This is a genomic window from Streptomyces sp. NPDC058576 (genome assembly GCF_042718715.1).
Lineage (GTDB): Bacteria > Actinomycetota > Actinomycetes > Streptomycetales > Streptomycetaceae > Streptomyces.
Genome location: NZ_JBHXPF010000012.1, coordinates 108535 through 132415, shown reverse-complemented (window position 1 = coordinate 132415; position 23881 = coordinate 108535). Strand labels below are relative to the sequence as shown.

Here is a 23881-nt window from a genome sequence, read left to right as displayed (position 1 = left end):
GTTCAGCCCTTCTTCGGGCGGGGGGTCGGAGGCGAAAGCAGCAGGGCGCCGCCGCCTGCGAGAAGCGCGAGGTAGGCGCACTCGCGGGAGTCGCGGTACAGACCTTCGACCTCGCCCGGGTTGAGAGCGGCGTCGAGGTCGAGCTCGATGTCGGTGGCAGTGGTGTCCGTGGTGAACATGGGTTGTTCCCCGTCCTGTGGGAAATGGGGTGGACGTAATGAGTGAAAAGGAGGAAGGGGAGCTCCGCAAATCGGGATGGGACATCCGGGGAAATCGCGTATTCAATTGAATGGTGAATTCATGAGGTGCGGGTGGGGCGAAAGCCCGGGAATTCAAGGAATGAGGCGGGGCGGGCGGGGGGTGGTGCGCGGGCGCGTTCACGACCGGTGCACGGCGCGCTCGGGGGCGCTCGGTGGCCCGCCGGTCACGCGCTGTCCTGCCTCGGTCCTCGCCCGCGCCATGCGTCGGCAAAGCGCGGCCAAAGGAGGCCAAGAACGCACCAACAATGCCTCTGAGCTGGTGCGTCCATCCGGGTGCAGGTGTCCACTGGAAGGGACGGGCCACCTGTTCGAACCCTCGGGCGGGCCGGCCGTCCCCGGAGCGTGTGACCGGCGGACAAGAGGAGCAGGCATGAGCGAGATCGCAGCGACCACTGTCCATGAGGCGTATGCATTCGCCTGCATGAAGTGTGGGTACGGCTGGGAGCAGTCCTACGAGATAGAGCACCACGTCGACGTCCACGGCCACGCGTTCGTCGTCTACACGGCGGACGGCGAGCGCGTGCCGTCCCCGCTCTCCACGCCCACCTGCACCAACTGCGGCGGACACGTGGTGCGCATCATGCGGGCGGGGCGGGTCGCCGGTGTCCAGGAGCTGCTGCGGAAGCAGCAGATGCCCCGCGCCGCGGAGGCCGCGGTGAAGGACGAGGCGGTGTCGACCGCCGCGGCCCCGGACCGCCACTGGCGGCTGTCGGACCTGCTGCACCCCTTCCAGCGCAGGTGACGCATGAGAGGTTCCACCGCAGGTGAGGCTGGGGAGCGGGGCCTCGTAGAGTCGTCGGCATGAGCCGTACCGAAGCCCCGCCGCTGCCCGAACCCCTGCGGGTTCCGGTCGCCGACTCCCACACCCACCTGGACATGCAGGACGCCACCGTCGAGGAGGCCCTCGCCCGGGCCGCCGCGGTGAACGTGACGACCGTCGTCCAGGTGGGCTGCGACGTCGCCGGCTCCCGCTGGGCCGCCGACACCGCAGCCGCCCACCCCGCCGTGCACGCCTCGGTCGCCCTGCACCCCAACGAGGCCCCGCGCATCGTCCACGGATACGTCGAGGGCACCGCCGGCACCGCGCGGCAGGGCGCGCGGGAGCCCGGCGGCAAGGCGGCGCTGGACGAGGCGCTGGCGGAGATCGACGCGCTGGCCGCCCTCGACCACGTCCGCGGGGTCGGCGAGACGGGCCTGGACTTCTTCCGTACGGGCCCCGAGGGCATCGCCGCACAGGAGGAGTCCTTCCGGGCCCACATCGAGATCGCCAAGCGGCACGGCAAGGCCCTGGTCATCCACGACCGCGACGCGCACGCGGACGTGCTGCGGGTCCTGCTGGAGGCGGGCGCGCCCGAGCGGACGGTGTTCCACTGCTACTCCGGCGACGCCGAGATGGCCGGGATCTGCGCGCGCGCCGGGTACTTCATGTCCTTCGCGGGCAACGTGACCTTCAAGAACGCCCAGCCGCTGCGGGACGCCCTGGCCGTCGCCCCGACCGAGCTGGTCCTCGTCGAGACGGACGCGCCCTTCCTCACCCCGGCCCCTTATCGCGGACGGCCCAACGCGCCCTACCTCATCCCCGTCACACTCCGCGCCATGGCCGAGGTGAAGGGCCTGGACGAGGACGTGCTGGCCGCCGCGATCTACGACAACACGGCGCGGGCGTTCGACTTCTGATCCCGTACGGGCACTCTGCGTAGCCGTGTCGCTTTGGAGAGTCACCGGACCTCCGCTATCGTCCCCGCGCACGACGGGGCGGCAGCAGGCAGATCTTCGGGAGCGGCGTGAACGGCGTGAACACTTCGCAGGACAGGCGTCTCGGCGCGTTCCACGAGCAGCTGACCCTGGCTGACGGGGCGTGGACGGCGGGCCCGGCCGCCCACGCCCCGACCGTCGTCGACACCCCGGCCGTCGCCCACGCCCCGACCGTCGTCGACACCCCGGTCACCGGGCCACCGCCCGCCCTGCCCCGGCAGGGCCCCACCCGCGCCGACGCCCGGCGGGCCGCCAAGCGCCGCCGGACGCTCCCGGGGAGGGGGAACCCGTTCGCGGCGGCTCCGGAGAACCTGAAGCGCCTCGTCCCGAAGGCCCTCGTCGTCGCCTTCCTGGCCGGCGGCACCACCGCGTTCGTCGCCCACGACAAGGCGGTCCGGCTGGATGTCGACGGCACGCCCCGGACCCTGCACACCTTCGCCGACGACGTCACCGAACTGCTGGCGGAGGAGGGCGTCACCGTCGGCGCGCACGACCGCGTCTCCCCGGGCCCGGGCACCGGCCTCGACCACGGCGACGAGGTCGTGGTCCACTACGGCCGGCCCGTCACCCTCACCCTCGACGGCGCCCGCCACCGGGTCTGGACGACCGCCGACACCGTGGCCGGAGCCCTGCGCGAGTTCGGGATCCGCGCCGAGGGGGCGCACCTCTCCGCCGCCCGCTCCACCCGGATCGCCCGCACCGGCCTGACTCTCACCGTCCGCACCGAACGCGCCCTGACCTTCATGGCCGACGGCCAGGAACGCACCCTGCGCACCAACGCCGCGACCGTCCGCGAGGCCCTCGCCGAGGCGGGCATCACCCTGCACGGTCAGGACACCACCTCCGTCGACCCCGCGAGCTTCCCGCGCGACGGGCAGACGATCTCCGTCATGCGGATCACCGACACCCGCGAGGTGCACGAGGAGAGCGTCCCGTACGCCGTCGAACGCAGCGAGGACCCCGAGCTGTTCCGGGGCTCCGAGGTCGTGGAGCGGGCGGGCCGCAACGGCGTGCGCCGGGTCACGTACGCCGTCCGGACCGTCAACGGCGTCCGGCAGAAGCCGCGCAGGGCCGCCGAGGAGCTGGTCCACCAGCCGGTGAGCCGCGTCGTGCGCACCGGCACCCGGCAGCGCCCCGACCCGGTCTCCGGAGCGGACGGGCTCAACTGGTCCGCGCTCGCCGCCTGCGAGTCCGGCGGCCGGCCGGGAGCGGTCGACCCGAGCGGGACGTACGGCGGGCTGTACCAGTTCGACACCCGGACCTGGCAGTCCCTCGGCGGTGCCGGGCGCCCCCAGGACGCAACCGCCGCCGAGCAGACGTACCGGGCGAAGAAGCTGTACGTGCAGCGGGGGGCGAGTCCGTGGCCGCACTGCGGCCGTAGGCTTACCGGGTGAGCAGCACAGAGCCCGACGCCCTCCTGGGCCCCGCAGACATCCGCGACCTGGCCGCGAAGCTGGGCGTACGCCCCACCAAGCAGCGCGGTCAGAACTTCGTCATCGACGCCAACACCGTCCGCCGCATCGTGCGCACGGCCGAGGTCCGCCCGGACGACACCGTCGTCGAGGTCGGCCCCGGGCTCGGCTCGCTGACCCTGGCACTGCTGGAGGCGGCGGACCGGGTGATCGCGGTCGAGATCGACGACGTGCTCGCGGCCGCGCTGCCCGCCACGGTCCAGGCCCGGATGCCGGAGCGCGCCGACCGCTTCGCCCTGGTCCACTCCGACGCGATGCTGGTCACCGAGCTGCCCGGCCCCGCGCCCACGGCGCTCGTCGCGAACCTCCCGTACAACGTGGCCGTGCCCGTCCTGCTCACCATGCTGGAGCGCTTCCCCAGCATCGAGCGGACCCTCGTCATGGTCCAGGCCGAGGTCGCCGACCGGCTCGCCGCCCGCCCCGGCAACAAGGTCTACGGCGTGCCGTCGGTGAAGGCCAACTGGTACGCGGAGGTGAAGCGCGCCGGGTCCATCGGCCGCACCGTGTTCTGGCCCGCCCCGAACGTCGACTCCGGCCTCGTCTCGCTGGTCCGGCGCACGGAACCGATCGCCACCACCGCGTCCCGCGCCGAGGTCTTCGCGGTCGTGGACGCCGCCTTCGCCCAGCGCCGCAAGACGCTGCGCGCCGCCCTCTCCGGCTGGGCCGGCTCCGCTCCCGCCGCCGAGGCCGCGCTCGTCGCCGCCGGGATCTCCCCGCAGGCGCGGGGCGAGGCGCTGACGGTGGAGGAGTTCGCGGCGATCGCGGAGAACAAGCCGGAGGTGTCGGAATGAGCGCCGCTGTCACCGTCCGCGTCCCCGCCAAGGTCAACGTCCAGCTCGCCGTGGGCGCCGCCCGCCCCGACGGCTTCCACGACCTGGCCAACGTCTTCCTCGCCGTCGGCCTGTACGACGAGGTGACCGCTACCCCCGCGGACGAGCTGCGGATCACCTGCTCGGGCCCGGACGCCGGCCAGGTCCCGCTGGACGCCACCAACCTCGCCGCCCGCGCCGCCCTCGCCCTGGCCGAGCGGTACGGCGTCGCACCCGCCGTCCACCTCCACATCGCCAAGGACATCCCGGTCGCCGGCGGCATGGCGGGCGGCAGCGCCGACGGGGCCGCCGCCCTGGTCGCCTGCGACGCCCTGTGGGGGACCGGCGCGAGCCGCGACGAACTCCTCGCGATCTGCGCGGAGCTGGGCAGCGACGTGCCGTTCAGCCTGGTGGGCGGGGCCGCGCTCGGCACCGGACGCGGCGAGAAGCTCACCCCGATCGACGTCGGCGGCGCCTTCCACTGGGTCTTCGCGGTGGCGGACGGGGGCCTCTCCACGCCCGCCGTCTACGGCGAGTTCGACCGCCTCACCGCGGAGGCGGAGGTCCCCGAGCCCACCGCGTCCCCCGCGCTGCTGGCCGCCCTGCGCTCCGGCGACTCCGGCGCACTCGCGGAAGCCCTGAGCAACGACCTCCAGCCCGCCGCGCTCTCCCTGCGCCCCTCCCTCGCCGACACCCTGGCCGCGGGCACGGAGGCGGGGGCGCTGGCCGCGCTGGTCTCCGGATCCGGGCCGACGACGGCGTTCCTGGTGGCGGACGAGGAGACGGCCGAGAAGGTGGCGGCCGCCCTGAAGGCGTCCGGGACCTGCCGCAACGCACGCGTCGCGGCCTCGCCCGCGCCCGGCGCCCACGTCGTCCGAGCCACTGACCCGGCCTGAGTCACCCGAGCTCCGCACGCGGGTACTCATCCCGGATCTGAGTACGGCCGCGCTGCCGCGCCCCGCCCGGTTCGCGCGACCGTACGGCCATGGGATCAAGTGTTCGTGAACTGGCCGGGGCGACGCCCGCCACCCGGGACCGTTACGTCGACCTCCTGCGGGTCGCCTCGCTGGGCGCGGTCGTGCTCGGCCACTGGCTGATGGCCGCCGTCACCCCGGACGGGGTCGGCAACCTGCTCGCCGTCGTCCCGGCGCTCCAGCCGCTGACCTGGCTGCTCCAGGTCATGCCGGTGTTCTTCTTCGTCGGCGGCTTCTCCCACGCGCTGTCCTACCGCTCGCTCCTCCGCAAGCGCCCCGAGGGGTCCGAGGACTCCGTCTACTCGGCCTTCCTCCGCGCCCGGCTCCAGCGGCTGCTGCGCCCCACCATGGTCTTCGTCCTCGTCTGGGGCGCGGCGGCGCTGCTGGTCCAGCTCCTCGGCGGGGGCGGCGGGCTGACCGGCGTGACCCTGCGCATGGTGACCCAGCCGCTGTGGTTCATCGGGATCTACCTGGCGATGGTCGCCTTCACCCCGCCGCTGCTGAGGCTGCACGAGCGGTACGGCTGGGGGGCCTTCGCCGGACTGGCGGTCGCGGCGGTCGCGGTGGACGTCCTCCGGTTCGCGGCCGGGGTCCCGTACGTCGAGTTCCTGAACTTCGCGTTCGTCTGGCTGGCCGTCCACCAGCTCGGCTTCCTGCGTGCCGACGGCCGCATCCGCCGCCCCGCGCTCCTCGCCGGGGCGGGCCTGGTCGCCGCGATCGCGCTGGTGGCCTTCGGCCCGTACCCGCTGTCCATGGTCGGGATGCCCGGCGAGAAGGTCAGCAACATGGCCCCGCCCACGCTCGCCCTGCTGGCCCACGGCCTCTGGCTGCTCGGCGCGGTCGAACTGCTCCGCGCCCCGGCCGCCCGCCTGCTGGAACGCCCCCGCGTCTGGCGCACGGTGGTGGCGGCCAACGGGGTGGCGATGACCGCGTTCCTCTGGCACCTCACGGCGATGTTCGGGGTGTACGGGGCGCTGCTCGCCCTCGACGTCGAGCTGCCCGCGCCCGCGTCGGCCGCCTGGTGGGCCCAGGTCCCGCTGCGGATCGCCCTCGCGGCGGGCCTCACCGCCGGACTCGTCGCCGCCTTCCGCACCTTCGAACGCCCGGCCCCCACCGCCCCCGCCGAGGGCCACGGCCCCCTCGCGGCCCTGGGCGCGACGCTCTGCCTGCTCGGCGTGCTGGGCCTGTCCATGGTCGGCTTCGCCGGCTTGCTGGACGGCCACACGGCCGTGCTGATCGCGCTCCCGGTCAGCGCCCCGGGAGCGGTCGCGATGACGCTCGGGGGCTGGCTGCTGGTGGAGCGGGCGGGACGGGGGCGCGGCGGGCTTCAGCGGCCGTAGTGATAGCGGCTTTCGGCAGCCACCGGTGCCCGGTGAACCGTTCCCACGCCGCTGCCACCACGTCGCCCCCCGGCCCTTGATCGGTCGGGGCACGGTATCGCGTGCCCCGAGCCGGGCCCGCGGCGGGCACGGGGGGCGGCGACGGGGCGGTCAGCGGAGCTTCAGGGACTTCTTCGCCAGCTCGAACGCCGGCAGCATCGCGGTGTGCTCCTCGGTGTCCATCCCGCCCAGGTGCAGCACCACCGGGCCGCCGGGCGTCGAGACGGCGAAGGCGCGCTCCTTCTTCGACTCGTCCAGCAGCTCGCTGTGCCCCGTGTATCCGACCTCGGCGGCCGCGAGCGCACCCGCCCTCACCTGCGTGTAGGTGGCCTTGCCCGCTTGCGGATCGTCCGCCACGAAGGCCTTCAGCACCGCGCGGGGGTCGTCCTTGTCGGCAGGGGCGCCCCGCCACACCCGCAGGAAGCCGATGTTCCCCGTCGGCTTGGCGTCGATCTCGCAGACCATCGTCACGGTGCCCTGCTCGGCCAGTTCGGCCAGGACGGAGTCCGGATCCACGTCGACCGCCTTCGGCTTCCAGCCGGCGGCGAGGTCGAAGGTCACCGGCAGCTCGCACGCCGAGCCGGCGCCCCCGAGCCGCCCGCCCCTGGCCGCGACTCCGGCGGCCGCCGCCTTGTCCGCGTCCGCCTCACCCTTGCCCTTTCCCACCTTCTCCGCCGCCTTCGCGGGCGTGCTGCCGGCGGGCGCCGGTCCGGCCGGGCCCTCGTCGTCGCCCCCCGCACCGGCCGGCGACGAACAGCCCGCCAGCGTCATCGCCGCCACTGCCGCCGTCGCCGCCAGCGCCACCGGAACCCGGCTGCCCCGACGGCCCGTCCCACGCGTCATCGTCATGAAGTCCCCACCCCGGATGTCTTCCGCACCCCTGCGACCTGGGGCTATTCCCCATGATCGATCGCGGCACGCTAGCGCACCCCGCGCGGCGACTACTCTGGTACGTCGAGCGGTCCTCACCGCAGGGACCCCCGGGACAGGAGTGAAATGGCCGTCAATCTGGTCAATGTCGAGCAGGTCAGCAAGGTGTACGGCACCCGTGCCCTGCTCGACGGCGTATCCCTCGGGGTGTCCGAGGGCGACCGGATCGGTGTCGTGGGCCGCAACGGGGACGGCAAGACCACTCTCATCCGGATGCTCGCCAAGCTGGAGGACGCGGACACCGGCCGCGTCACCCACAACGGCGGGCTGCGCCTCGGCGTCCTCACCCAGCACGACTCCCTGGACCCGAAGAAGACCATCCGGCAGGAGGTCATCGGGGATCTCGCCGACCACGAGTGGGCGGGCAGCGCCAAGATCCGGGACGTGCTCACCGGGCTCTTCGGCGGGCTGGCCCTCCCCGGCTTCGAGCACGGGCTCGACACCGTCATCGCCCCGCTCTCCGGTGGCGAGCGCCGCCGGATCGCGCTGGCCAAGCTCCTCATCGACGAGCAGGACCTGATCGTCCTCGACGAGCCCACCAACCACCTCGACGTCGAGGGCATCTCCTGGCTGGCCGGCCACCTGCGGACCCGGCGCTCCGCCCTCGTCTGCGTCACCCACGACCGGTGGTTCCTCGACCAGGTCTGCACCCGCATGTGGGACGTCCAGCGCGGCACCGTCCACGAGTACGAGGGCGGCTACAGCGACTACGTGTTCGCCCGCGCCGAGCGCGAACGCATCGCCGCCACCGAGGAGTCCAAGCGGCAGAACCTGATGCGCAAGGAGCTGGCCTGGCTGCGCCGCGGCGCCCCCGCCCGTACCTCCAAGCCGCGCTACCGCATCGAGGCCGCCAACGAGCTCATCGCCGACGTGCCGCCCCCGCGCGACACCAGCGAGCTGATGAAGTTCGCCAACGCCCGCCTCGGCAAGACCGTGTTCGACCTGGAGGACGTGACCGTCCAAACCGGGCCCAAGACCCTCCTCACCCACCTCACCTGGCAGCTCGGCCCCGGCGACCGCGTCGGCCTCGTCGGCGTCAACGGCGCGGGCAAGACCTCGCTGCTGCGTGCCCTCGGCGAGGCCGCCCGTACGCAGGGCGACGAGCAGCCCGCCGCCGGGAAGGTCGTCGTCGGCAAGACCGTCAAGCTCGCCTACCTCTCCCAGGAGGTCTCCGAGCTGAACCCGAACCTGCGTGTGCTGGAGGCCGTCCAGCAGGTGCGCGACCGGGTCGACCTCGGCAAGGGCCGCGAGATGACCGCGGGCCAGCTCTGCGAGCAGTTCGGCTTCACCAAGGAGAAGCAGTGGACGCCCGTCGGCGACCTCTCCGGCGGTGAGCGCCGCAGGCTCCAGATCCTGCGGCTGCTGATGGACGAGCCCAACGTCCTCTTCCTCGACGAGCCCACCAACGACCTCGACATCGAGACCCTGACCCAGCTGGAGGACCTCCTCGACGGCTGGCCCGGGTCGATGATCGTGATCTCCCACGACCGGTTCTTCATCGAGCGGACCACGGACAAGGTCATGGCTCTCCTCGGCGACCGCGCCCTGCGGATGCTGCCGCGCGGGATCGACGAGTACCTGGAGCGCAGGCAGCGGATGGAGGAGGAGTCCACCCCCTCCGCCGCCGCGCCCCGTACGTCCGCCGCCCCCGCCGCTCCCGCCGTCTCGGCGCAGGAGGCCCGCGCCGCGAAGAAGGAGCTGCAGAAGGTCGAGCGGCAGCTCGACAAGCTCTCCACCAGGGAGACCGCACTGCACAAGCAGATCGCGGACAACGCCACCGACTTCGGGAAGGTCGCGGGGCTCGACGCCGAACTGCGCGAACTCGTCACCGAGCGGGACGAGTTGGAGATGCGCTGGCTGGAGCTGGCCGAGGACGCCTGACCGGCCCGACGGGGCTGCCGCGGCGGGTGGTAGAACGGGGCGGCAGGGACCGTACGTTCGAGGGGGACCAACACTGATGCCGCAGCCGCAGCCGCCGCAGGGCAGCCCGGGGGAGCAGGAAGGCTTCGGCGCTCCGTACGAACCGCAGCCCGGTGTGTACGGAGAGCCGGGGCAGCAGCCGCAGCCCGGCCCGTACGGTCAGCCGCCCACGGTGCCGTACGGCTACCCCCAGCCGCAGCAGCCGACCACCGTGCCGTACGGCAACCCGGTACCCCAGCACCAGCCCTCCGGCGGGCCCGGAGGCGGCGGGCGTTCACGGGGCCGGGTCGCGGGTCTCGTCGCCGGCGTGGTCGCCGGGGTCCTCGTCATCGGGACGGGCGTCTGGTTCGCGGTGGGCGGTGATGACGGCGCCGACGACAAGAAGCCCGTCGCGCGGGAGAGCGCCGTCCCCAAGAAGCCCAGCGGCGGGCCGAGCCCGAGGACGACGCCCGCCCCGGGCGCCGCGGAGCTCAACAAGGGCCGCAAGGACGGCGAGGCCAAGGTCCGCTGGATCCGGAAGAACGACGTGGACGTGCCGGCGGACGGCGTCGCCGTGCGCGGTCCGTGGACCACGGGCGGCATCGTGGCCAAGGCCATGTACCGCACGGCGTCCGGCTATTCCCTCGACGACGGCTCGCAGAAGTGGAGCCTGCGCCTGCCGGCCGACGTCTGCGCCGCGCCGACGCTGCCGAGCGCGGACGGCAAGATCGTCATCGCCGTCCGGGAGAGCACCATCGAAGGCGCGGCCTGCGAGAAGCTCCAGATGATCGACCTGGTCACCGGCAAGGCGGGGTGGACCGCCACCCTCGACCGTTCCTCGATGTCGGACGGGCTGTCGGACATCGTCATGGCGGTCAACGGCGACGTCCTGACGGTCGGACGGACGAGCCGCACCGACGCCTACCGGATCGGCGACGGCAAGCATCTGTGGGACCGGCTGCCGGGCTTCTGCCAGCCGTACGGCTTCACCAGCGGCGACATCCCGCTCGCCGCGGTCGACTGCCGCAAGGCTCCGGGCGACGACGACACGCCTGACGAGGAAGTGCGGCGCATGGACCCGGCCACCGGTAAGACCGTGTGGACGTACAAGGTCAAGAAGGGCTGGAAGATCGACCGGTTCTACTCCGTCGACCCGCCGGTCGTCTCGCTGCGGCAGGGCGGGATGGAGGCGAAGTGGGCCATCGCTCTCCTGGGCGCCGACGGCACCCTCCGCGCCCAGCCCGACCCCGGCAAGGAGGACTTCGAGGTCCGGTGCGGCGAGCCGGACGAGAACCTCGACGACTGCATCGGTGCGGCCGCCGGCGGCGACACGCTCTACCTCGCCACCAAACCCGCCTTCGTGGACGGCGAGTTCACCAATTCCGTCGTCGCGTTCGACGTGAACACCGGCAAGATGAAGTGGAAGGTGCCGGCGCCGGCCGCGCAGACGCTGCAGCCGATGAGGGTCGAGGACGGCAAGGTGCTGCTGTACCTGAGTCCGCCGGACGCCGAGGCGAAGACCGGCGGCGGCATCATGACGCTCGGACCGCAGGGCGGCGCTCTGCAGACGGTCCTGCGGCATCCGGCGTCGGCAGCAACAGCCGAGCACGTGTTCGAGCCCGCGATCCGCTATGCCGACGGACGCTCGCTGATCGCCATCGGCCGCGTCGGCGGGGAGAACGACGAGGAAGAGATGGACGTACGGACGATCATCGCCTTCGGTGACTGACCATCACCTTCGTCCGGGCGTAACGACGGCATCACAAGGCGGTTCTCCCTTGGGAACAGGGGCTGGACCGATCCGGTGTCCGATGTCGGCCGGGTGGTACAAAGAAGCCCCGCCCGACTGTCGTGACACCGCGGAAGCCATGCCCGATTCGCTCCTTTCCGAGGGTAATTGACACTTCTCGGAATCGCGGGGGAGACCGAATCGGGCACCGGACCGCACGAAGGGGGACGTGCTGATGAGCCAGCCGCCCAGCCAGCAACCGCCGCAGGGAGGCTTCGGGGCTCCGCAGGAGCCGCCGAACGGAGCTCCTCAGCCGCCTCGGGACCAGCCGCCCCAGGACCAGCCGGACCTGGCCAAGCCGCCGCAGACGCCGCCCGGTCAGCCGCCCCAGGGCCCGCCCCCCGCGCAGCCGCCGGCGCCCCCGGCCGCCCCGCCGCAGACGCCCCCGCCGGGCGCCCCTTCGTACGGCTACCCGCAGCAGCCCCCGGCGGGGCCCGGTTACGGCTATCCGCAGCAGCCCGGACAGGCCCCCGGTCCGTACGGCCAGGCGCCCGGTCCGTACGGTCAGCAGCCCGGCCCCTACGGTCAGCAGGCCCCGGGCCCGTACGGTCAGCAGGCTTCCGGCCCGTACGGTCAGCAGCCCCAGCCCGGTTACGGCTACCCGCAGCAGCAGTACTCCGGCACCCCCGCCCCCGGCGGACCGGGTTCCGGCGGGGGCGGGTTCCTCAAGGGCAGGACCGGCATCATCGTCGCGGCGGCGGTCGCCGTGGTGCTGGTCGCCGGTACGGGCACCTGGTTCCTGGTGAGCGACGGCGACGACGACCCGAAGAAGCCCGTCGCCAACACCAGCAACGATCCCAAGCCCCCCAGCGAGTCGCCCACGGTCGACGAGGGCGACGGCAACGGCGACGGCCGCGAGAGCGACGACGACTTCAACGCCGGGCGCAAGCCGGGCGAGGCGAAGGTCGCCTGGCTCCAGAAGAACGACGTCGACCTGCCCCGCAGCGGCGCGTCCGTCGAAGGACCCTGGTTCGCCGGCGACGTGATCGCCAAGGCCATGTACCGGGGCGTGTCCGGCTACGCCGTCGCCGACGGCAAGCAGAAGTGGACCCTGCCGCTCCCCGCCGACGTGTGCGCCGCGCCCAGCACCCCGACCGCCGACGGCAAGATCGTCATCGGGGTGAAGGACGGCACCACGGACAAGGCCAAGTGCTCCGTCCTCCAGATGATCGACCTCAACACCGGCAAGCCCGGCTGGAAGAAGACGGTCAAGGAGAACGGCACCTGGGACTTCCTGTCGGACATCGGTGTGGCGATCAGCGGAGACACCGTCACCGTGGGGCGCACTGGCAACTCCAACGCCTACCGGGTCAGCGACGGCAAGGAGCTGTTCGGCAACCCCGAGGGCAACTGCAAGCCCTTCGCCTTCGCCGGCGGTGCGAAGCTCATCGCCGCGGTCAGCTGCCGCACCGACGACGTGGAGAACCCGCAGCAGCAGGTCCAGGAGCTGAACCCGGTCACCGGCAAGCCCAAGTGGACGTACCAGCCGCCGCGCGGCTGGGAGGTCAGCAAGGTCTACTCGGTCACCCCTCTCGTCGTCCGGCTGGAGCACGAGAAGAAGAAGCAGTACGCCATCGCCGCGCTCACCGAGAGCGGCAAGCTCCGCTCCCAGCTCTCGCCCGGCAAGGGCGACAAGCTCACCGCCGACTGCGGGAGCAGCTTCGCGATCTTCGGTGAGAAGCTCGAAGGGTGCAGCGGTGTCGCCGCCGACGCCAACACCTTCTACATGGCGACCGAGGACGACACCAGCGGGACCGCCCGGACGAACAAGGTCATCGCCTTCGACCTGAACACCGGAAAGCCCAAGTGGGAGGCACCCGCCCCGGCCGAGCGCGTCCTGAAGCCGCTGGGCATGGAGGGCGGCGACGTGCTGCTCTACATGAGGCCGAAGTACGACGCGGCCGGGGCCGTCGTGACGCTCGCGCCGACCGGCGGCACCCCCAAGACGCTGGTCCAGCACCCGGAGTCGACCGGCCGGATCGAGAACGGCTTCTTCTCGTCCAAGGTCTTCTACGAGGGCGGCCGTTCCTTCATCTTCAGCGAGCGCGTGAGCGCGTCCAGCGACAAGGAAGAGCTGGAGCAGTCGACGCTGCTGGTGTTCGAGAAGTGACCGCGCCGACGGTCCCCGGCCCCGGCATCCGACCCCGGCCGGTCCCTCCCGGCCCCACGCGCCCCCACCCCCACTCGTCCCCAGAGGTACGCACGCCATGACCCAGCCGCCCCAGCCGCCCAACGAGCCGTCGGACACGCCCCCGGGAGCACCGAACACGCCCCCGCCGCCGCCCGCCGGTCCGCCGTCCGGGCCGCCCTCGGGCGGGTTCGGCGCGCCGCAGGACCCGCCGCCGGGAGGGTTCGGCCAGCCGACTCCGCCGCCCGCGGACCCCTTCGGCAAGCAGCCCCAGCAGCCGCCCGCCGCGCCGCAGGACCCGCCCGCCGGGGGGTACGGCGCCCCGCCGCCCCCGCCCGTCGGCGGCTACCCCACCCCGCCCGCGCCGCAGCCCAACGGGTACGGCTACCCGCAGGCCCCGCAGCAGGGTTACGGCTACCCGCAGGGGCCCGGCGGACAGCACGGCCACCCGGGGATGCCGCAGCAGGGTTACGGCTACCCGACCCAGCCGATGCACCCGCAGTACGGGGCCCCGCAGCCGGGCGCCGACGGCGGCAAGAAGTTCTCCACCCAGATGCAGATCATCGTCGCCGCGGCCGTCGCCGTGGTGCTGATCATCGGCGCCGGGGTCATCTACTCCACCACCGCCGGTGACGACAAGGGCGGCAACGAGGCCTCCTCGTCCGGCTCCAACGGCGGCGAGGCCAAGGGCGGCGAGGACGGCGGCCTGGCCGGCGGCAAGGAGAAGGCGCCCGCCAGCACCAAGTCCGCGGTCGCCTTCCAGCTTCCGGAGCCGGAGGTCGGCGACATCACCACGGTCGAGGGCTCCTGGCTCACCGACAAGGCGTACGTGAAGTCCGGCGTCGCCGAGATCACCGCCTACGACCGCGACAAGGGCACCGAGCTCTGGTCCGTCCCGCTGCCCGGCGAGGTCTGCTCCGCCTCCCGGCACATGAGCAAGGACTACAGGACCGCCGTCGTCTTCGAGGAGAAGAAGGCGACCAAGGAGGACAAGTACCCGTCGTGCAACCAGGTCGGCGTGATCGACATGGCCGCCGGCAAGCTCCTGTGGAGCAAGGGCGTCACCTCCTCCACCGGCGGTGACCAGCAGGTCCGCTTCGACGAGGTCACGCTCAGCGGGACCACCGTCGCCGCGGGCGGCACCTCGGGCGGCGCGGGCTTCAACCTGGCCGACGGCGCCGAGCTCTGGAAGCCGAAGGTCGGCGCGGACGGCTGCTACGACCTCGGCTACGCGGGCGGCGAGGCCCTGGCCGTGGTCCGCAGGTGCGGCGAGATGGACAGCCCGCAGCTCGCCGTGGAGGCACTGAACCCGAAGGACGGCGCCCCGCTGTCCTCGTACAAGATGCCCGCGGGCATCGACTACGCCGCCATCGTCTCCGCCAAGCCGCTGGTGGTCGCGGCCGATGTCGGCGACACCGCCGGCGACGGCAGCGGCATCTCCGACTTCTTCTCGATCGACGCGGCGACCGGCAAGCTGATCGTGCGCATCCCCGCCGACGCCGAGCAGTACGCGGGCCGTTGCGCCTCCACCGAGGTCGAGGGCTGCCGGAGCATGACCGTCGGCAACAACCGGCTCTACCTGCCGACCGAGAACCACGACGGCACCAGTGAGTACGGCGAGACCAACGAGGTCGTCGCCTTCGACCTGACCACCGGGAAACTCCTCGGCAGCCGGGCCGACGCCGGTGACCGCTACAGCCTGGTCCCGCTCCGCATGGACGGCACCAACATCATCGCGTACAAGGAGCCCCCCTACGACAAGGGCGGCCAGATCGTCTCCATCGACGGCGAGACCTTCAAGCAGACCCTGCTGATGGAGAACCCGAGCGACGAGGCGGTCCGTGAGGCGGAGGGTCGGTTCACCACCGACCACTCCGAACTCCTCTACTCCGAGGGTCACTTCTTCAAGTCGAAGACCCTGATCAGCAAGCGCAGCACCGTCGACGGCGACGACAAGCTCTACCTCGTCGTCGGCTACCGCGCCGACTGACCGCCGCTCGCCGCCACGAGCAGCGAGGGACACCCGCCAGGCCCTGCCGGTCGATCACCGACCGGCAGGGCCGGTCGTTTTCCGCCGGTGAAGTGATCACCGGGCAGCAGTCAACGAGCCCCGAATGGTGCAGAATTCGGCACTTCGGGGGGCTTCTCCGACGTAAGCGCCGCGCGGCGTCGACCAAGCGTGTACCTTGCCGGGGCAGGAGTCCGGGGGGCCGGGCGGACAGGGCTTTGGGGGCTGAGGACCGATGGGCGTGCGGCTCATGGTGGTCGATGATCACCGTCTGCTCGCCGAGGCACTCGCCTCGGCGCTGAAACTCCGCGGGCACCGGGTGCTCGCGGCGGCCGCGCCGACGTCCGGGGCCGCGGAACTGGTGGTCAGCAGGGCCCCGGAGGTCTGCCTGTTCGGCACGGCATCGCCCGCCGCCCCCGGGGTCTTCGACCCGATCACGCGCATCGGCCAGGAGCGCCCGCAGGTGGCGGTGGTGGTCCTCGGGCCGGTGCCCAGCCCGCGCGGGATCGCCGCGGCGTTCGCCGCCGGGGCCGCCGGGTACGTCCGGCACGACGAGCGCATCGAGGGCGTCGAGCGGGCCATGCTCAAGGCGCGGGCGGGGGAGAGCGCCATCGCCCCGCAGCTGCTGCGGGGGGCCTTCGCCGAGCTGCTCAACCCGGCCGCCCAGCCCGACGACGAGGGCCGGCGGCTGCTGCGGATGCTCACCCCGCGCGAGGCGGAGGTGCTGGTGCGGGTCGCCGAGGGCGAGGGCACCCGGCTCATCGCGGCCGGGATGGACATCGCCCCGAGCACCGCCCGCACCCATGTCCAGCGGGTCCTGATGAAGCTCGGGGTCGGCTCCCGGCTGGAGGCGGCCGCCCTCGCCGCCCGTACGGGACTGCTGGAGCGGGCCGCGGGGAACGGCAGCACGCCGCAGGGGCCGTACGTCCCCGGGCAGAGCGGGTGACGGACGGCCCCTGCGGGACGTGGCGGCGGGTGGCGGGCGGACCGGCGGCGGGCGGCCGACGGGTCAGCCCGCGTCGGGCCCCGGCTCCGGTTCCGGCTCCGGGGCCGCCGGGGCCTGGGCCGGGCGCAGCTTCATCCAGGCCAGGAAGAACAGGCCGAGCGCCAGCATGGCGAGGCCCGTCCACAGGTTGATGTGGACGCCCTCCGCCTTCTTCAGGTCGGCGTCGGACGGACTGATGCCGGCGATGGTGACGATCACTCCGTAGACCACGAACAGGCCGCCGATGATCCGCCGGATGTCGAAGAGACGGGCCGCGGTCGCGGACTTGCGCTCCAGTTCGGAGACTTCCTTGTGCAGGTCGGACATGGTGAGTTCCTCCGATCAGAACGAGTAGGGGATGTAGCACGCGGCGGCGAGCACGATCGCGCCCCAGCCGAGCAGGGCCGGCTTGCGGTACCAGGCGCTGTCCGCCTCGTCCGGTGCCTCGTCGGCGTCCGGCGACTCGGTCCCGTACACCAGGCCGGCCAGTTCCGCTTCGGGCTTCGGCGCGGTGAAGAGGGTGACGACGACCATGACGACGGCTCCGGCGACGAATCCGACGATCGCGGAGACGAAGTTGGCGCCCTGGTCGGACGGGATGTCGATGATCCCGCCCTTGTAGATCCAGAAGTAGTTGATCATCGCGGCGGCGGTGCCCGCGACCAGGCCCCAGACGCCGGACTTCATCGAGGCGCGCTTCCAGAACATGCCGATGATGAAGACGACGAACATCGGGACGTTGAAGAACGAGAACAGCGTCTGGAGGTAGCTCATGATGTTCGAGAAGCTGGCGGCGATGAACGCCGTGCCGATCGAGGCCAGTACGCCGATCGCCGTGATCAGCCGCCCGAAGCGCAGGTAGTACGTGTCCGGCTTGTCCTTCACCACGTACCGCTGCCAGATGTCGGTGGTGAACACCGTGTTGAACGAGGACACGTTGGCCGCCATGCCCGCCATGAACGCGGCGAGCAGACCGGTCACCGCGATGCCGAGCACACCGTTGGGCAGCAGTTCCTGCATGAGCAGGGGTATCGCGTCGTTGTAGGTGATGTCGGAGTCCGGGGTGCCGATCTTGGGCACGATGACGGCGGCGACCAGGCCCGGGATCATCACCGCGAAGACGATGAAGATCTTCGGGAAGGCGGCGATCAGCGGGGTGCGCTTGGCGGCGGAGAGGTTCTTCGCGGACAGCGCGCGCTGCACCTCGGCGAAGTTCGTCGTCCAGTAGCCGAAGGACAGCACGAAGCCGAGGCCGAGGATGATCGTCAGCCAGTTGGCGCCCAGCGGGTTGGCGTCACCGATGCCGGTGCCGCCCCAGGCGGTCATGAAGTCCCCGCCGTGCTGCTTCGTCAGCGAGTCGCTCATGGCGTCCCAGCCGCCGACCCGCTTCAGGCCGAGGACGGTGAGGGGGATCAGCGCGGCGAGGATGACGAAGAACTGGAGCACCTCGTTGTAGATCGCCGAGGAGAGCCCGCCGATCGTGATGTAGACCAGCACGAACAGGCCCGCGACGACGATCGCGACCCACTGCGGCCAGCCGAGGAGCGCCTCCACGACGATCGACAGGGCGTAGAGGTTGACGCCCGCGATGAGGATCGCCGCGAAGGCGAAGAGCACGGAGCTCAGCAGGTGGGCGGACTTGTCGAACCGCTGGAGCAGGAACTCCGGCACGGAGCGCACCTTGGAGCGGTAGTAGAACGGCATCATCACCAGGCCGAGGAAGACCATGGCGGGGATCGCGCCGATCCAGTACCAGTGCACCACCGCGACGCCGTACTGCGCGCCGGTGGCCGCCATGCCGAGGATCTCGGTGGCGCCGAGGTTCGCCGCGACGAAGGCGAGCCCGGTCACCCAGGCGGGCAGGGACCGTCCGGAGAGGAAGAAGTCGAGGCTCGTCTTCACGCTGGCACGGGCCGCGAAGCCGATGCCGAGTACGACGACGAAGTAGATCGCCAGGATGGCGTAGTCGAGCCCGTTCGTGGGGAGCCGAAGCCCTTCGGCCAGTGTCTGCATGGGGGGTACTCGCTTCGTATCGCGAACTTAACCCGACGGAACTTACGCCGTCATGTTCGAGAAATGAACAGTCTCGTTGGGGTTCTTTGTTCGATCGTGATCGAGTGCGGGTGATTGTCCGGGTATGCGGCCCCGGGGCCTCGGGCGTTGACGCAGGTGTTTGCTTGTGATTTGTTATGTGCGATTATGTTGGGAGGATCTGGTGGAGGACCCTGGTGAAGAAGACGGTTACGACCCTCGCCGACGGCCGTGAGCTGATCTACTACGACGCCGCGGACGACACCGTCCGCGACGCCGTCGACCGGCGCCCCCTGGACCCCGTCTCGACCTCGTCCGAGATCCGCCGCGATCCGCTGCTCGGCGACGCGGTCGCCATCGCCTCGCACCGCCAGGCCCGCACCTATCACCCGCCGGCCGACGCCTGCCCGCTGTGCCCCACCCGGGAGGGGCGGCACAGCGAGATCCCCGACGACCACTACGACGTCGCGGTCTTCGAGAACCGCTTCCCCTCCCTCGCCGGCGACTCCGGCCGCTGCGAGGTCGTCTGCTTCACCTCCGACCACGACGCGTCCTTCGCCGACCTCACCGAGGAGCAGGCCGCGCTCGTTCTCGCCGCCTGGACCGACCGGACCGCCGCCCTCGCCGCACTCGACCAGGTCACCCAGGTCTTCTGCTTCGAGAACCGCGGCGCCGAGATCGGCGTCACCCTCGGCCACCCGCACGGCCAGATCTACGGCTACCCCTTCGTCACCCCGCGCACCGAACTGATGCTCCGCTCGGCCGCCCGCCACCGTGAGGAGACGGGTGGCAACCTCTTCGACGACGTGGTCGCCCGCGAGGAGAAGGACGGATCGCGCGTCGTCCTCGCCACCGACCACTGGATCGCCTTCGTCCCGTACGCGGCGCACTGGCCCTACGAGGTCCACCTCCACCCCCGCCGCCGCGTCCCCGACCTGCGAGGGCTGGACGAGGACGCGCGGACGGAGTTCCCACAGGTCTATCTGGAACTCTTGAGGCGCTTCGACCGGATCTTCGGATCCGGCGAGCCGCCGACCCCGTACATCTCCGCCTGGCACCAGGCGCCGTTCGGGATCGACGGCCGGGAGGACTTCGCCGTGCACCTGGAGCTTTTCACCATTCGCCGGACCTCCGGCAAGCTGAAGTTCCTCGCGGGCTCCGAGTCCGGCATGAGCGTGTTCGTCAACGACGTGCCGCCGGAGGCCGCGGCCGAGCGACTGCGAGAGGTAGCGAGCCAGTGAGCACCCCCCAGAACGTCCGTAACGACCGCAAGAAGTACCTGGTCACCGGCGGTGCCGGATACGTCGGCAGCGTCGTCGCCCAGCACCTGCTGGAGGCCGGGCACACGGTGACCGTCCTCGACGACCTCTCCACCGGCTTCCGTGCGGGCGTCCCGGCCGGCGCCGCCTTCGTCGAGGGCCGCATCCAGGACGCCGCCCGCCACCTGGACCCCTCCTACGACGGCGTCCTGCACTTCGCCGCGTTCTCCCAGGTCGGCGAGTCCGTCGTCGACCCGGAGAAGTACTGGGTCAACAACGTCGGCGGCACCACCGCCCTGCTCGCCGCGATGCGCGAGCACGGCGTGCGCACCCTCGTCTTCTCCTCCACCGCCGCCACCTACGGCGAACCGGTCTCCAGCCCCATCACCGAGACCGACCCGACCGCTCCCACCAGCCCCTACGGCGCGTCCAAGCTCGCCGTCGACCACATGATCAGCGGCGAGGCCACCGCCCACGGACTGGCCGCCGTCTCGCTGCGCTACTTCAACGTGGCCGGGGCCTACGGCAGTTGCGGCGAACGCCACAGTCCCGAGTCCCACCTGATCCCGCTGGTCCTCCAAGTGGCCCTGGGGCAGCGCGAGTCGATCAACGTCTACGGCGACGACTACCCCACCCCGGACGGCACCTGCGTCCGCGACTACATCCACGTCGCCGACCTCGCCGACGCCCATCTGCTGGCCCTCACCGCCGCCGCCCCCGGCGAGCATCTGATCTGCAACCTCGGCAACGGCAACGGCTTCTCGGTCCGCGAGGTCATCGAGACCGTCCGCAAGGTCACCGGCCACCCGGTCCCCGAGACCGCCGCCCCCCGCCGCGGCGGCGACCCGGCCGTCCTCGTCGCCTCCGCCGCCACCGCGATCGAGCGCCTCGGCTGGCAGCCCTCCCGCGCCGATCTGGCCGGAATCATCGCCGACGCCTGGCAGTTCGCCCGCCGAGAGGACACGACCACCCCATGACCCAGACCACCGAGCCGACCGCGTCCGCCGCGGAGCCGTCCGGGACCACCGAGCCGTACGGGACCGCCGTTCGGCCGCCCGGGGCCGACCCCGCCGTCACCTTCGCCGAGCTGTACGGAAGCGAGCCCGACGGCATCTGGGCGGCACCCGGTCGGGTGAACCTGATCGGCGAGTACACCGACTTCAACGACGGCTTCGTCATGCCGCTCGCCCTCCCGCACACCGCCGTCGCCGCCGTCTCCCGCCGCGACGACGGCGTGCTGCGCCTCTACTCCACGGACGTCCCCGGCGGCGTCGTCTCGCTGCGCGTCGACGAACTCGTCCCGCACTCCGGCCACGGCTGGGCCGCCTACCCCGCCGGGGTGGTCTGGGCGCTGCGCGAGGCCGGCCACCCGGTCACCGGCGCGGACATCGCGCTGACCTCCACCGTGCCCACGGGCGCCGGGCTCTCCTCCTCCGCCGCGCTCGAAATCGTCACCGCGCTGGCCCTCGACGACCTCTTCGAACTGGGCCTGAGCGGCGCCGAACTCGCCGTCGTCGGCCGCCGCGCCGAGAACGACTTCGTCGGCGTGCCCTGCGGGATCATGGACCAGATGGCCTCGGCCTGCTGCACCGAGGGCCACGCCCTCCATCTGGACACCCGCGACCTCTCCCTGCGCCAGGTCCCCTTCGACCTCGCCTCCCAGGGCCTGACGCTCCTGGTCGTCGACACCCGCGTGAAGCACGCGCTGGGCGACGGGGCGTACGCGGAGCGCCGGGCCGGCTGCGAGGAGGGCGCCCGGCTGCTCGGCATACCGATGCTCCGCGACCTCCCGTACGAGAACCTCGCCACGGCGCTCACCACCCTCGCCGACGCCGGTGCGGACGAGTCCGTCGTGCGCTACGTGCGCCATGTCGTCGGCGACAACCACCGGGTCGAGCAGGTCATCGCGCTGCTCGACGCGGGCGACGTCCGCGCCGCGGGACCCGTCCTGAACGCGGGCCATGTCTCGCTCCGCGACGATCTGCGGGTCTCCTGCCCCGAGCTGGACCTGGTGGTCGAGGCGGCGAACGCGGCCGGGGCGCTCGGTGCGCGGATGACCGGCGGCGGTTTCGGCGGCTCGGCGGTCGTCCTGGTGGAGGAGGCGGCGGCCCACGCCGTCGCCAAGGCCGTCAGCGAGGCGTTCGCGGCGGCCGGACACGCGGCCCCGGGGATCTTCGACGCCATCCCGTCGGCCGGGGCGCGCCGCCTGCGCTGAGCCCGGTCCCGAGCCCGTTCCGGTGTCCCGCGCTCACAGGTCCTTGACCAGGATGAACTCGGTGACACCGGGCGGGTAGTCCGTGACCCGGCCGATCTCCTCGTACCCCTGCCCGCGGTAGAAGCCGGGGGCCTGGAAGTCCCAGGTCTCCAGCCGCGAGCGGGTGCAGGCGCGCTCGGTGCGGGCGGTCCGTTCGGCCTCGGCGAGCAGACGCGCGCCGAGGCCGGAGCCCCGGTGCGGGGCGTCGACCCAGAGCAGGTCGACGTGCAGCCAGTACGCCCAGGTCCGCCCGGTCAGCCCGCCGACCAGGGCCCCGTGCTCGTCCGACGCCCACACCTCCAGAGGCACTTCGTGCTCGGCGGAGGTGGAGAGCAGCGCACGCAGGCCGGCCGAAGCCGCGACGTTGTCCCCGTGCAGACGCCCGCTCAGCAGAATGCGACGTTCTCTGTCTACTTCTGTCTCAAGACGGAACATGAAGCACACCCTAAACACTTCAGGCAACCAGTTCATCGAATCGCCTTCCCCCTGCGGCCCCCGCCCGTACGCTGATGCTCAGCACCGGTGGGGGCCGGTGCCGATTCAGGGGAGCGAGAGAGCCGGGTACGGCGCCCGGGGCAGGGCGGCAGGCGGTTCGGCGGCGGCGGCCGTCGGCACGGCAGGCCGCAGCGACGCCCCGGACGCCGTACCCGCAGCTGTCCGCCCCCACCGATGGGGGTTCTGTGGCGCGTATCAGGGTTCTCGTGGTCGACGACCACCGCATCTTCGCCGAGTCGCTCGCGGCGGCCCTCGCGGCCGAACCGGACGTCGACGTCTCCGCGGCGGGCAGTGGCCCGGCCGCGCTGCGTGCGCTGGAGCGTGCGGTGGCCGAGGGGCGTGGTTACGACGTGCTCCTGGTGGACGCCGAGTTGGGCGCCCTGACAAGCGGTGGGACGCCCGCCGTCCCCGCGCCCCGGGAGGAAGGCGCGGGCGTCGTCGACGGCATCTCGCTGGTCGCCGGGGTCCGCGCCGGCCGGCCCGCCGTGCGGTCGGTGGTGCTCGCCGAGAAGGACGACCCGCGGGCCGCCGCCCGGGCGCTCCAGGCGGGGGCCTCGGGCTGGGTGGCCAAGGACTGCTCGCTGCAACGGCTGCTGTCGGTGATCCGGGGTGTGCTGCGCGACGAGACGCATCTGCCGCCCGCCCTGCTCACCGGCGTACTGCGGGAGTTGACCGCGGCCCGCAAGCACCGCACCGAGAGCGAGCGGCTGGTGGAGTCGCTGACGCCCCGGGAGCGCGAGGTGCTGCGCTGCATGGTGGCCGGGCTCGGCCGCAAGGCGGTCGCCGAGCGGCTGTTCCTGTCCCCGCACACGGTGCGCACCCATATGCAGAACGTGCTGGGCAAGCTGGGGGTGCACTCGACGCTGGCGGCGGTGGCGCTGGCCCGCCGGGCGGGCGTCGGACCCGCCGATCCGGCGACGGGTCCGCTAGGTCGGGATGTTGTCGAACGGGGCGGTCAACTGGCGCAGTAGACCGGCCAGTTCGCCGCGCTGCTGGCGGGAGAGCTCGCCGAGGATGGCGCGCTCCTGGTCGAGGAGTCCGGCCAGCGACTGGTCGGCCTTGTCCCGCCCTTCGGCCGTCAGGCGGACGAGGACGCCGCGCCGGTCGCTGGGGTCGGGCAGCCGCTCGACGAGGTTCTTCTTGGTGAGCCGGTCGATGCGGTTGGTCATCGTGCCCGAGGTGACCAGCGTCTGGGTGAGGAGCTGCCCGGGGGAGAGCTGATACGGGGCGCCGGCCCGGCGCAGCGAGGTGAGTACGTCGAACTCCCACGGCTCCAGGTTGTGCTCGGAGAAGGCTATGCGGCGGGCCCGGTCGAGGTGGCGTGCCAGACGGGAGACGCGGCTGAGCACCTCGAGTGGTTCCACGTCGAGGTCGGGGCGCTCGCGGCGCCATGCAGCGACCAGTCGGTCGACCTCGTCCTCCATGTCGATCAGTGTAGAGGGTCCCTCGACATG

21 protein-coding genes are annotated in these 23881 nt (G+C 72.2%); 15 read left to right on the top strand and 6 right to left on the bottom strand.

The window, feature by feature from the left end; translation table 11 throughout:
- Window positions 1–2 precede the first annotated feature (2 nt).
- Window positions 3–179, bottom strand: coding sequence for a hypothetical protein (locus tag ACFWRV_RS12475; protein ID WP_007455151.1), 177 nt, complete (start codon window positions 177–179; stop codon window positions 3–5).
- A gap of 451 nt (window positions 180–630) precedes the next feature.
- Between ACFWRV_RS12475 and ACFWRV_RS12470 the strand changes: the two genes are divergently transcribed.
- The 6 genes from ACFWRV_RS12470 to ACFWRV_RS12445 all read left to right on the top strand — a co-directional run bounded on the left by ACFWRV_RS12470 (window position 631) and on the right by ACFWRV_RS12445 (window position 6610).
- Window positions 631–1002, top strand: coding sequence for a hypothetical protein (locus tag ACFWRV_RS12470; protein ID WP_384332384.1), 372 nt, complete (start codon window positions 631–633; stop codon window positions 1000–1002).
- Window positions 1003–1061: 59 nt separating this feature from the next.
- Window positions 1062–1937 (top strand): TatD family hydrolase, encoded by an 876-nt coding sequence (locus ACFWRV_RS12465; protein ID WP_384332381.1) that lies wholly within the window; start codon window positions 1062–1064, stop codon window positions 1935–1937.
- A gap of 107 nt (window positions 1938–2044) precedes the next feature.
- Complete coding sequence (locus tag ACFWRV_RS12460; RefSeq protein ID WP_384332378.1) at window positions 2045–3409, top strand: ubiquitin-like domain-containing protein; 1365 nt, start codon at window positions 2045–2047, stop codon at window positions 3407–3409.
- Complete coding sequence (gene rsmA, locus ACFWRV_RS12455) at window positions 3406–4278, top strand: 16S rRNA (adenine(1518)-N(6)/adenine(1519)-N(6))-dimethyltransferase RsmA (protein WP_384332375.1); 873 nt, start codon at window positions 3406–3408, stop codon at window positions 4276–4278. Before ACFWRV_RS12460 ends, rsmA begins: the two co-directional genes overlap by 4 nt.
- Complete coding sequence (locus ACFWRV_RS12450; protein ID WP_384332372.1) at window positions 4275–5192, top strand: 4-(cytidine 5'-diphospho)-2-C-methyl-D-erythritol kinase; 918 nt, start codon at window positions 4275–4277, stop codon at window positions 5190–5192. Before rsmA ends, ACFWRV_RS12450 begins: the two co-directional genes overlap by 4 nt.
- Before the next feature lie 89 nt (window positions 5193–5281).
- Complete coding sequence (locus ACFWRV_RS12445; RefSeq protein WP_384332369.1) at window positions 5282–6610, top strand: acyltransferase; 1329 nt, start codon at window positions 5282–5284, stop codon at window positions 6608–6610.
- A gap of 150 nt (window positions 6611–6760) precedes the next feature.
- On the opposite strand, the gene ACFWRV_RS12440 is transcribed toward ACFWRV_RS12445, so the two are convergent.
- The gene (locus ACFWRV_RS12440) at window positions 6761–7492 is read right to left on the bottom strand and encodes a lipoprotein (RefSeq protein WP_384332414.1); all 732 of its coding nucleotides are present in this window, start codon (window positions 7490–7492) and stop codon (window positions 6761–6763) included.
- 153 nt (window positions 7493–7645) lie between these two features.
- Between ACFWRV_RS12440 and ACFWRV_RS12435 the strand changes: the two genes are divergently transcribed.
- The 5 genes from ACFWRV_RS12435 (at window position 7646) to ACFWRV_RS12415 (ending at window position 16349) form a co-directional block, all read left to right on the top strand.
- Entirely contained in the window at window positions 7646–9460 is a 1815-nt protein-coding gene (locus ACFWRV_RS12435) for an ABC-F family ATP-binding cassette domain-containing protein (RefSeq protein ID WP_384332366.1), read from the top strand.
- A 76-nt stretch (window positions 9461–9536) separates the two neighbouring features.
- Window positions 9537–11207, top strand: coding sequence for a PQQ-binding-like beta-propeller repeat protein (locus ACFWRV_RS12430; protein ID WP_384332363.1), 1671 nt, complete (start codon window positions 9537–9539; stop codon window positions 11205–11207).
- 235 nt (window positions 11208–11442) lie between these two features.
- Window positions 11443–13377, top strand: coding sequence for a PQQ-binding-like beta-propeller repeat protein (locus ACFWRV_RS12425; protein ID WP_384332360.1), 1935 nt, complete (start codon window positions 11443–11445; stop codon window positions 13375–13377).
- Window positions 13378–13474: 97 nt separating this feature from the next.
- Complete coding sequence (locus ACFWRV_RS12420) at window positions 13475–15385, top strand: PQQ-binding-like beta-propeller repeat protein (protein WP_384332357.1); 1911 nt, start codon at window positions 13475–13477, stop codon at window positions 15383–15385.
- A 253-nt stretch (window positions 15386–15638) separates the two neighbouring features.
- On the top strand, window positions 15639–16349 hold the full coding sequence (locus ACFWRV_RS12415; protein ID WP_384332354.1) for a response regulator transcription factor: 711 nt from the start codon (window positions 15639–15641) through the stop codon (window positions 16347–16349).
- Window positions 16350–16412: 63 nt separating this feature from the next.
- On the opposite strand, the gene ACFWRV_RS12410 is transcribed toward ACFWRV_RS12415, so the two are convergent.
- Entirely contained in the window at window positions 16413–16715 is a 303-nt protein-coding gene (locus ACFWRV_RS12410; RefSeq protein WP_384332352.1) for a hypothetical protein, read from the bottom strand.
- Window positions 16716–16730: 15 nt separating this feature from the next.
- Complete coding sequence (locus ACFWRV_RS12405) at window positions 16731–18401, bottom strand: sodium:solute symporter family protein (RefSeq protein ID WP_384332350.1); 1671 nt, start codon at window positions 18399–18401, stop codon at window positions 16731–16733.
- A 215-nt stretch (window positions 18402–18616) separates the two neighbouring features.
- On the opposite strand from ACFWRV_RS12405, the gene galT reads away from it, so the two are divergent.
- The 3 genes from galT to galK are packed head-to-tail and all read left to right on the top strand — an operon-like array spanning window position 18617 to window position 21893.
- Entirely contained in the window at window positions 18617–19660 is a 1044-nt protein-coding gene (galT, locus tag ACFWRV_RS12400) for a galactose-1-phosphate uridylyltransferase (RefSeq protein WP_384332347.1), read from the top strand.
- Complete coding sequence (gene galE, locus ACFWRV_RS12395) at window positions 19657–20655, top strand: UDP-glucose 4-epimerase GalE (RefSeq protein WP_384332344.1); 999 nt, start codon at window positions 19657–19659, stop codon at window positions 20653–20655. The genes galT and galE overlap by 4 nt, the downstream gene beginning before the upstream one ends.
- Window positions 20652–21893 (top strand): galactokinase, encoded by a 1242-nt coding sequence (galK, locus tag ACFWRV_RS12390; RefSeq protein WP_384332341.1) that lies wholly within the window; start codon window positions 20652–20654, stop codon window positions 21891–21893. Before galE ends, galK begins: the two co-directional genes overlap by 4 nt.
- A gap of 33 nt (window positions 21894–21926) precedes the next feature.
- Here the strand turns inward: galK and ACFWRV_RS12385 are convergent, their stop codons facing one another.
- Entirely contained in the window at window positions 21927–22367 is a 441-nt protein-coding gene (locus tag ACFWRV_RS12385; protein WP_384332338.1) for a GNAT family N-acetyltransferase, read from the bottom strand.
- Between the two features lie 245 nt (window positions 22368–22612).
- Between ACFWRV_RS12385 and ACFWRV_RS12380 the strand changes: the two genes are divergently transcribed.
- Entirely contained in the window at window positions 22613–23398 is a 786-nt protein-coding gene (locus ACFWRV_RS12380) for a LuxR C-terminal-related transcriptional regulator (protein ID WP_384332335.1), read from the top strand.
- Here the strand turns inward: ACFWRV_RS12380 and ACFWRV_RS12375 are convergent.
- Window positions 23354–23851, bottom strand: coding sequence for a MarR family winged helix-turn-helix transcriptional regulator (locus ACFWRV_RS12375; RefSeq protein ID WP_047177062.1), 498 nt, complete (start codon window positions 23849–23851; stop codon window positions 23354–23356). The two genes, ACFWRV_RS12380 and ACFWRV_RS12375, sit on opposite strands and share 45 nt — an antisense overlap.
- Window positions 23852–23881 lie beyond the last annotated feature (30 nt).

Bases quoted from the DNA above. Each gene is read 5' to 3' on its own strand.
- ACFWRV_RS12475 (WP_007455151.1), bottom strand. From the start codon at position 179: ATGTTCACCACGGACACCACTGCCACCGACATCGAGCTCGACCTCGAC.
- ACFWRV_RS12470 (WP_384332384.1), top strand. From the start codon at position 631: ATGAGCGAGATCGCAGCGACCACTGTCCATGAGGCGTATGCATTCGCC.
- ACFWRV_RS12465 (WP_384332381.1), top strand. From the start codon at position 1,062: ATGAGCCGTACCGAAGCCCCGCCGCTGCCCGAACCCCTGCGGGTTCCG.
- ACFWRV_RS12450 (WP_384332372.1), top strand. From the start codon at position 4,275: ATGAGCGCCGCTGTCACCGTCCGCGTCCCCGCCAAGGTCAACGTCCAG.
- ACFWRV_RS12445 (WP_384332369.1), top strand. From the start codon at position 5,282: ATGGGATCAAGTGTTCGTGAACTGGCCGGGGCGACGCCCGCCACCCGG.
- ACFWRV_RS12440 (WP_384332414.1), bottom strand. From the start codon at position 7,492: ATGACGCGTGGGACGGGCCGTCGGGGCAGCCGGGTTCCGGTGGCGCTG.
- ACFWRV_RS12435 (WP_384332366.1), top strand. From the start codon at position 7,646: ATGGCCGTCAATCTGGTCAATGTCGAGCAGGTCAGCAAGGTGTACGGC.
- ACFWRV_RS12430 (WP_384332363.1), top strand. From the start codon at position 9,537: ATGCCGCAGCCGCAGCCGCCGCAGGGCAGCCCGGGGGAGCAGGAAGGC.
- ACFWRV_RS12425 (WP_384332360.1), top strand. From the start codon at position 11,443: ATGAGCCAGCCGCCCAGCCAGCAACCGCCGCAGGGAGGCTTCGGGGCT.
- ACFWRV_RS12420 (WP_384332357.1), top strand. From the start codon at position 13,475: ATGACCCAGCCGCCCCAGCCGCCCAACGAGCCGTCGGACACGCCCCCG.
- ACFWRV_RS12415 (WP_384332354.1), top strand. From the start codon at position 15,639: ATGGGCGTGCGGCTCATGGTGGTCGATGATCACCGTCTGCTCGCCGAG.
- ACFWRV_RS12410 (WP_384332352.1), bottom strand. From the start codon at position 16,715: ATGTCCGACCTGCACAAGGAAGTCTCCGAACTGGAGCGCAAGTCCGCG.
- ACFWRV_RS12405 (WP_384332350.1), bottom strand. From the start codon at position 18,401: ATGCAGACACTGGCCGAAGGGCTTCGGCTCCCCACGAACGGGCTCGAC.
- galK (WP_384332341.1), top strand. From the start codon at position 20,652: ATGACCCAGACCACCGAGCCGACCGCGTCCGCCGCGGAGCCGTCCGGG.
- ACFWRV_RS12385 (WP_384332338.1), bottom strand. From the start codon at position 22,367: ATGTTCCGTCTTGAGACAGAAGTAGACAGAGAACGTCGCATTCTGCTG.
- ACFWRV_RS12375 (WP_047177062.1), bottom strand. From the start codon at position 23,851: ATGGAGGACGAGGTCGACCGACTGGTCGCTGCATGGCGCCGCGAGCGC.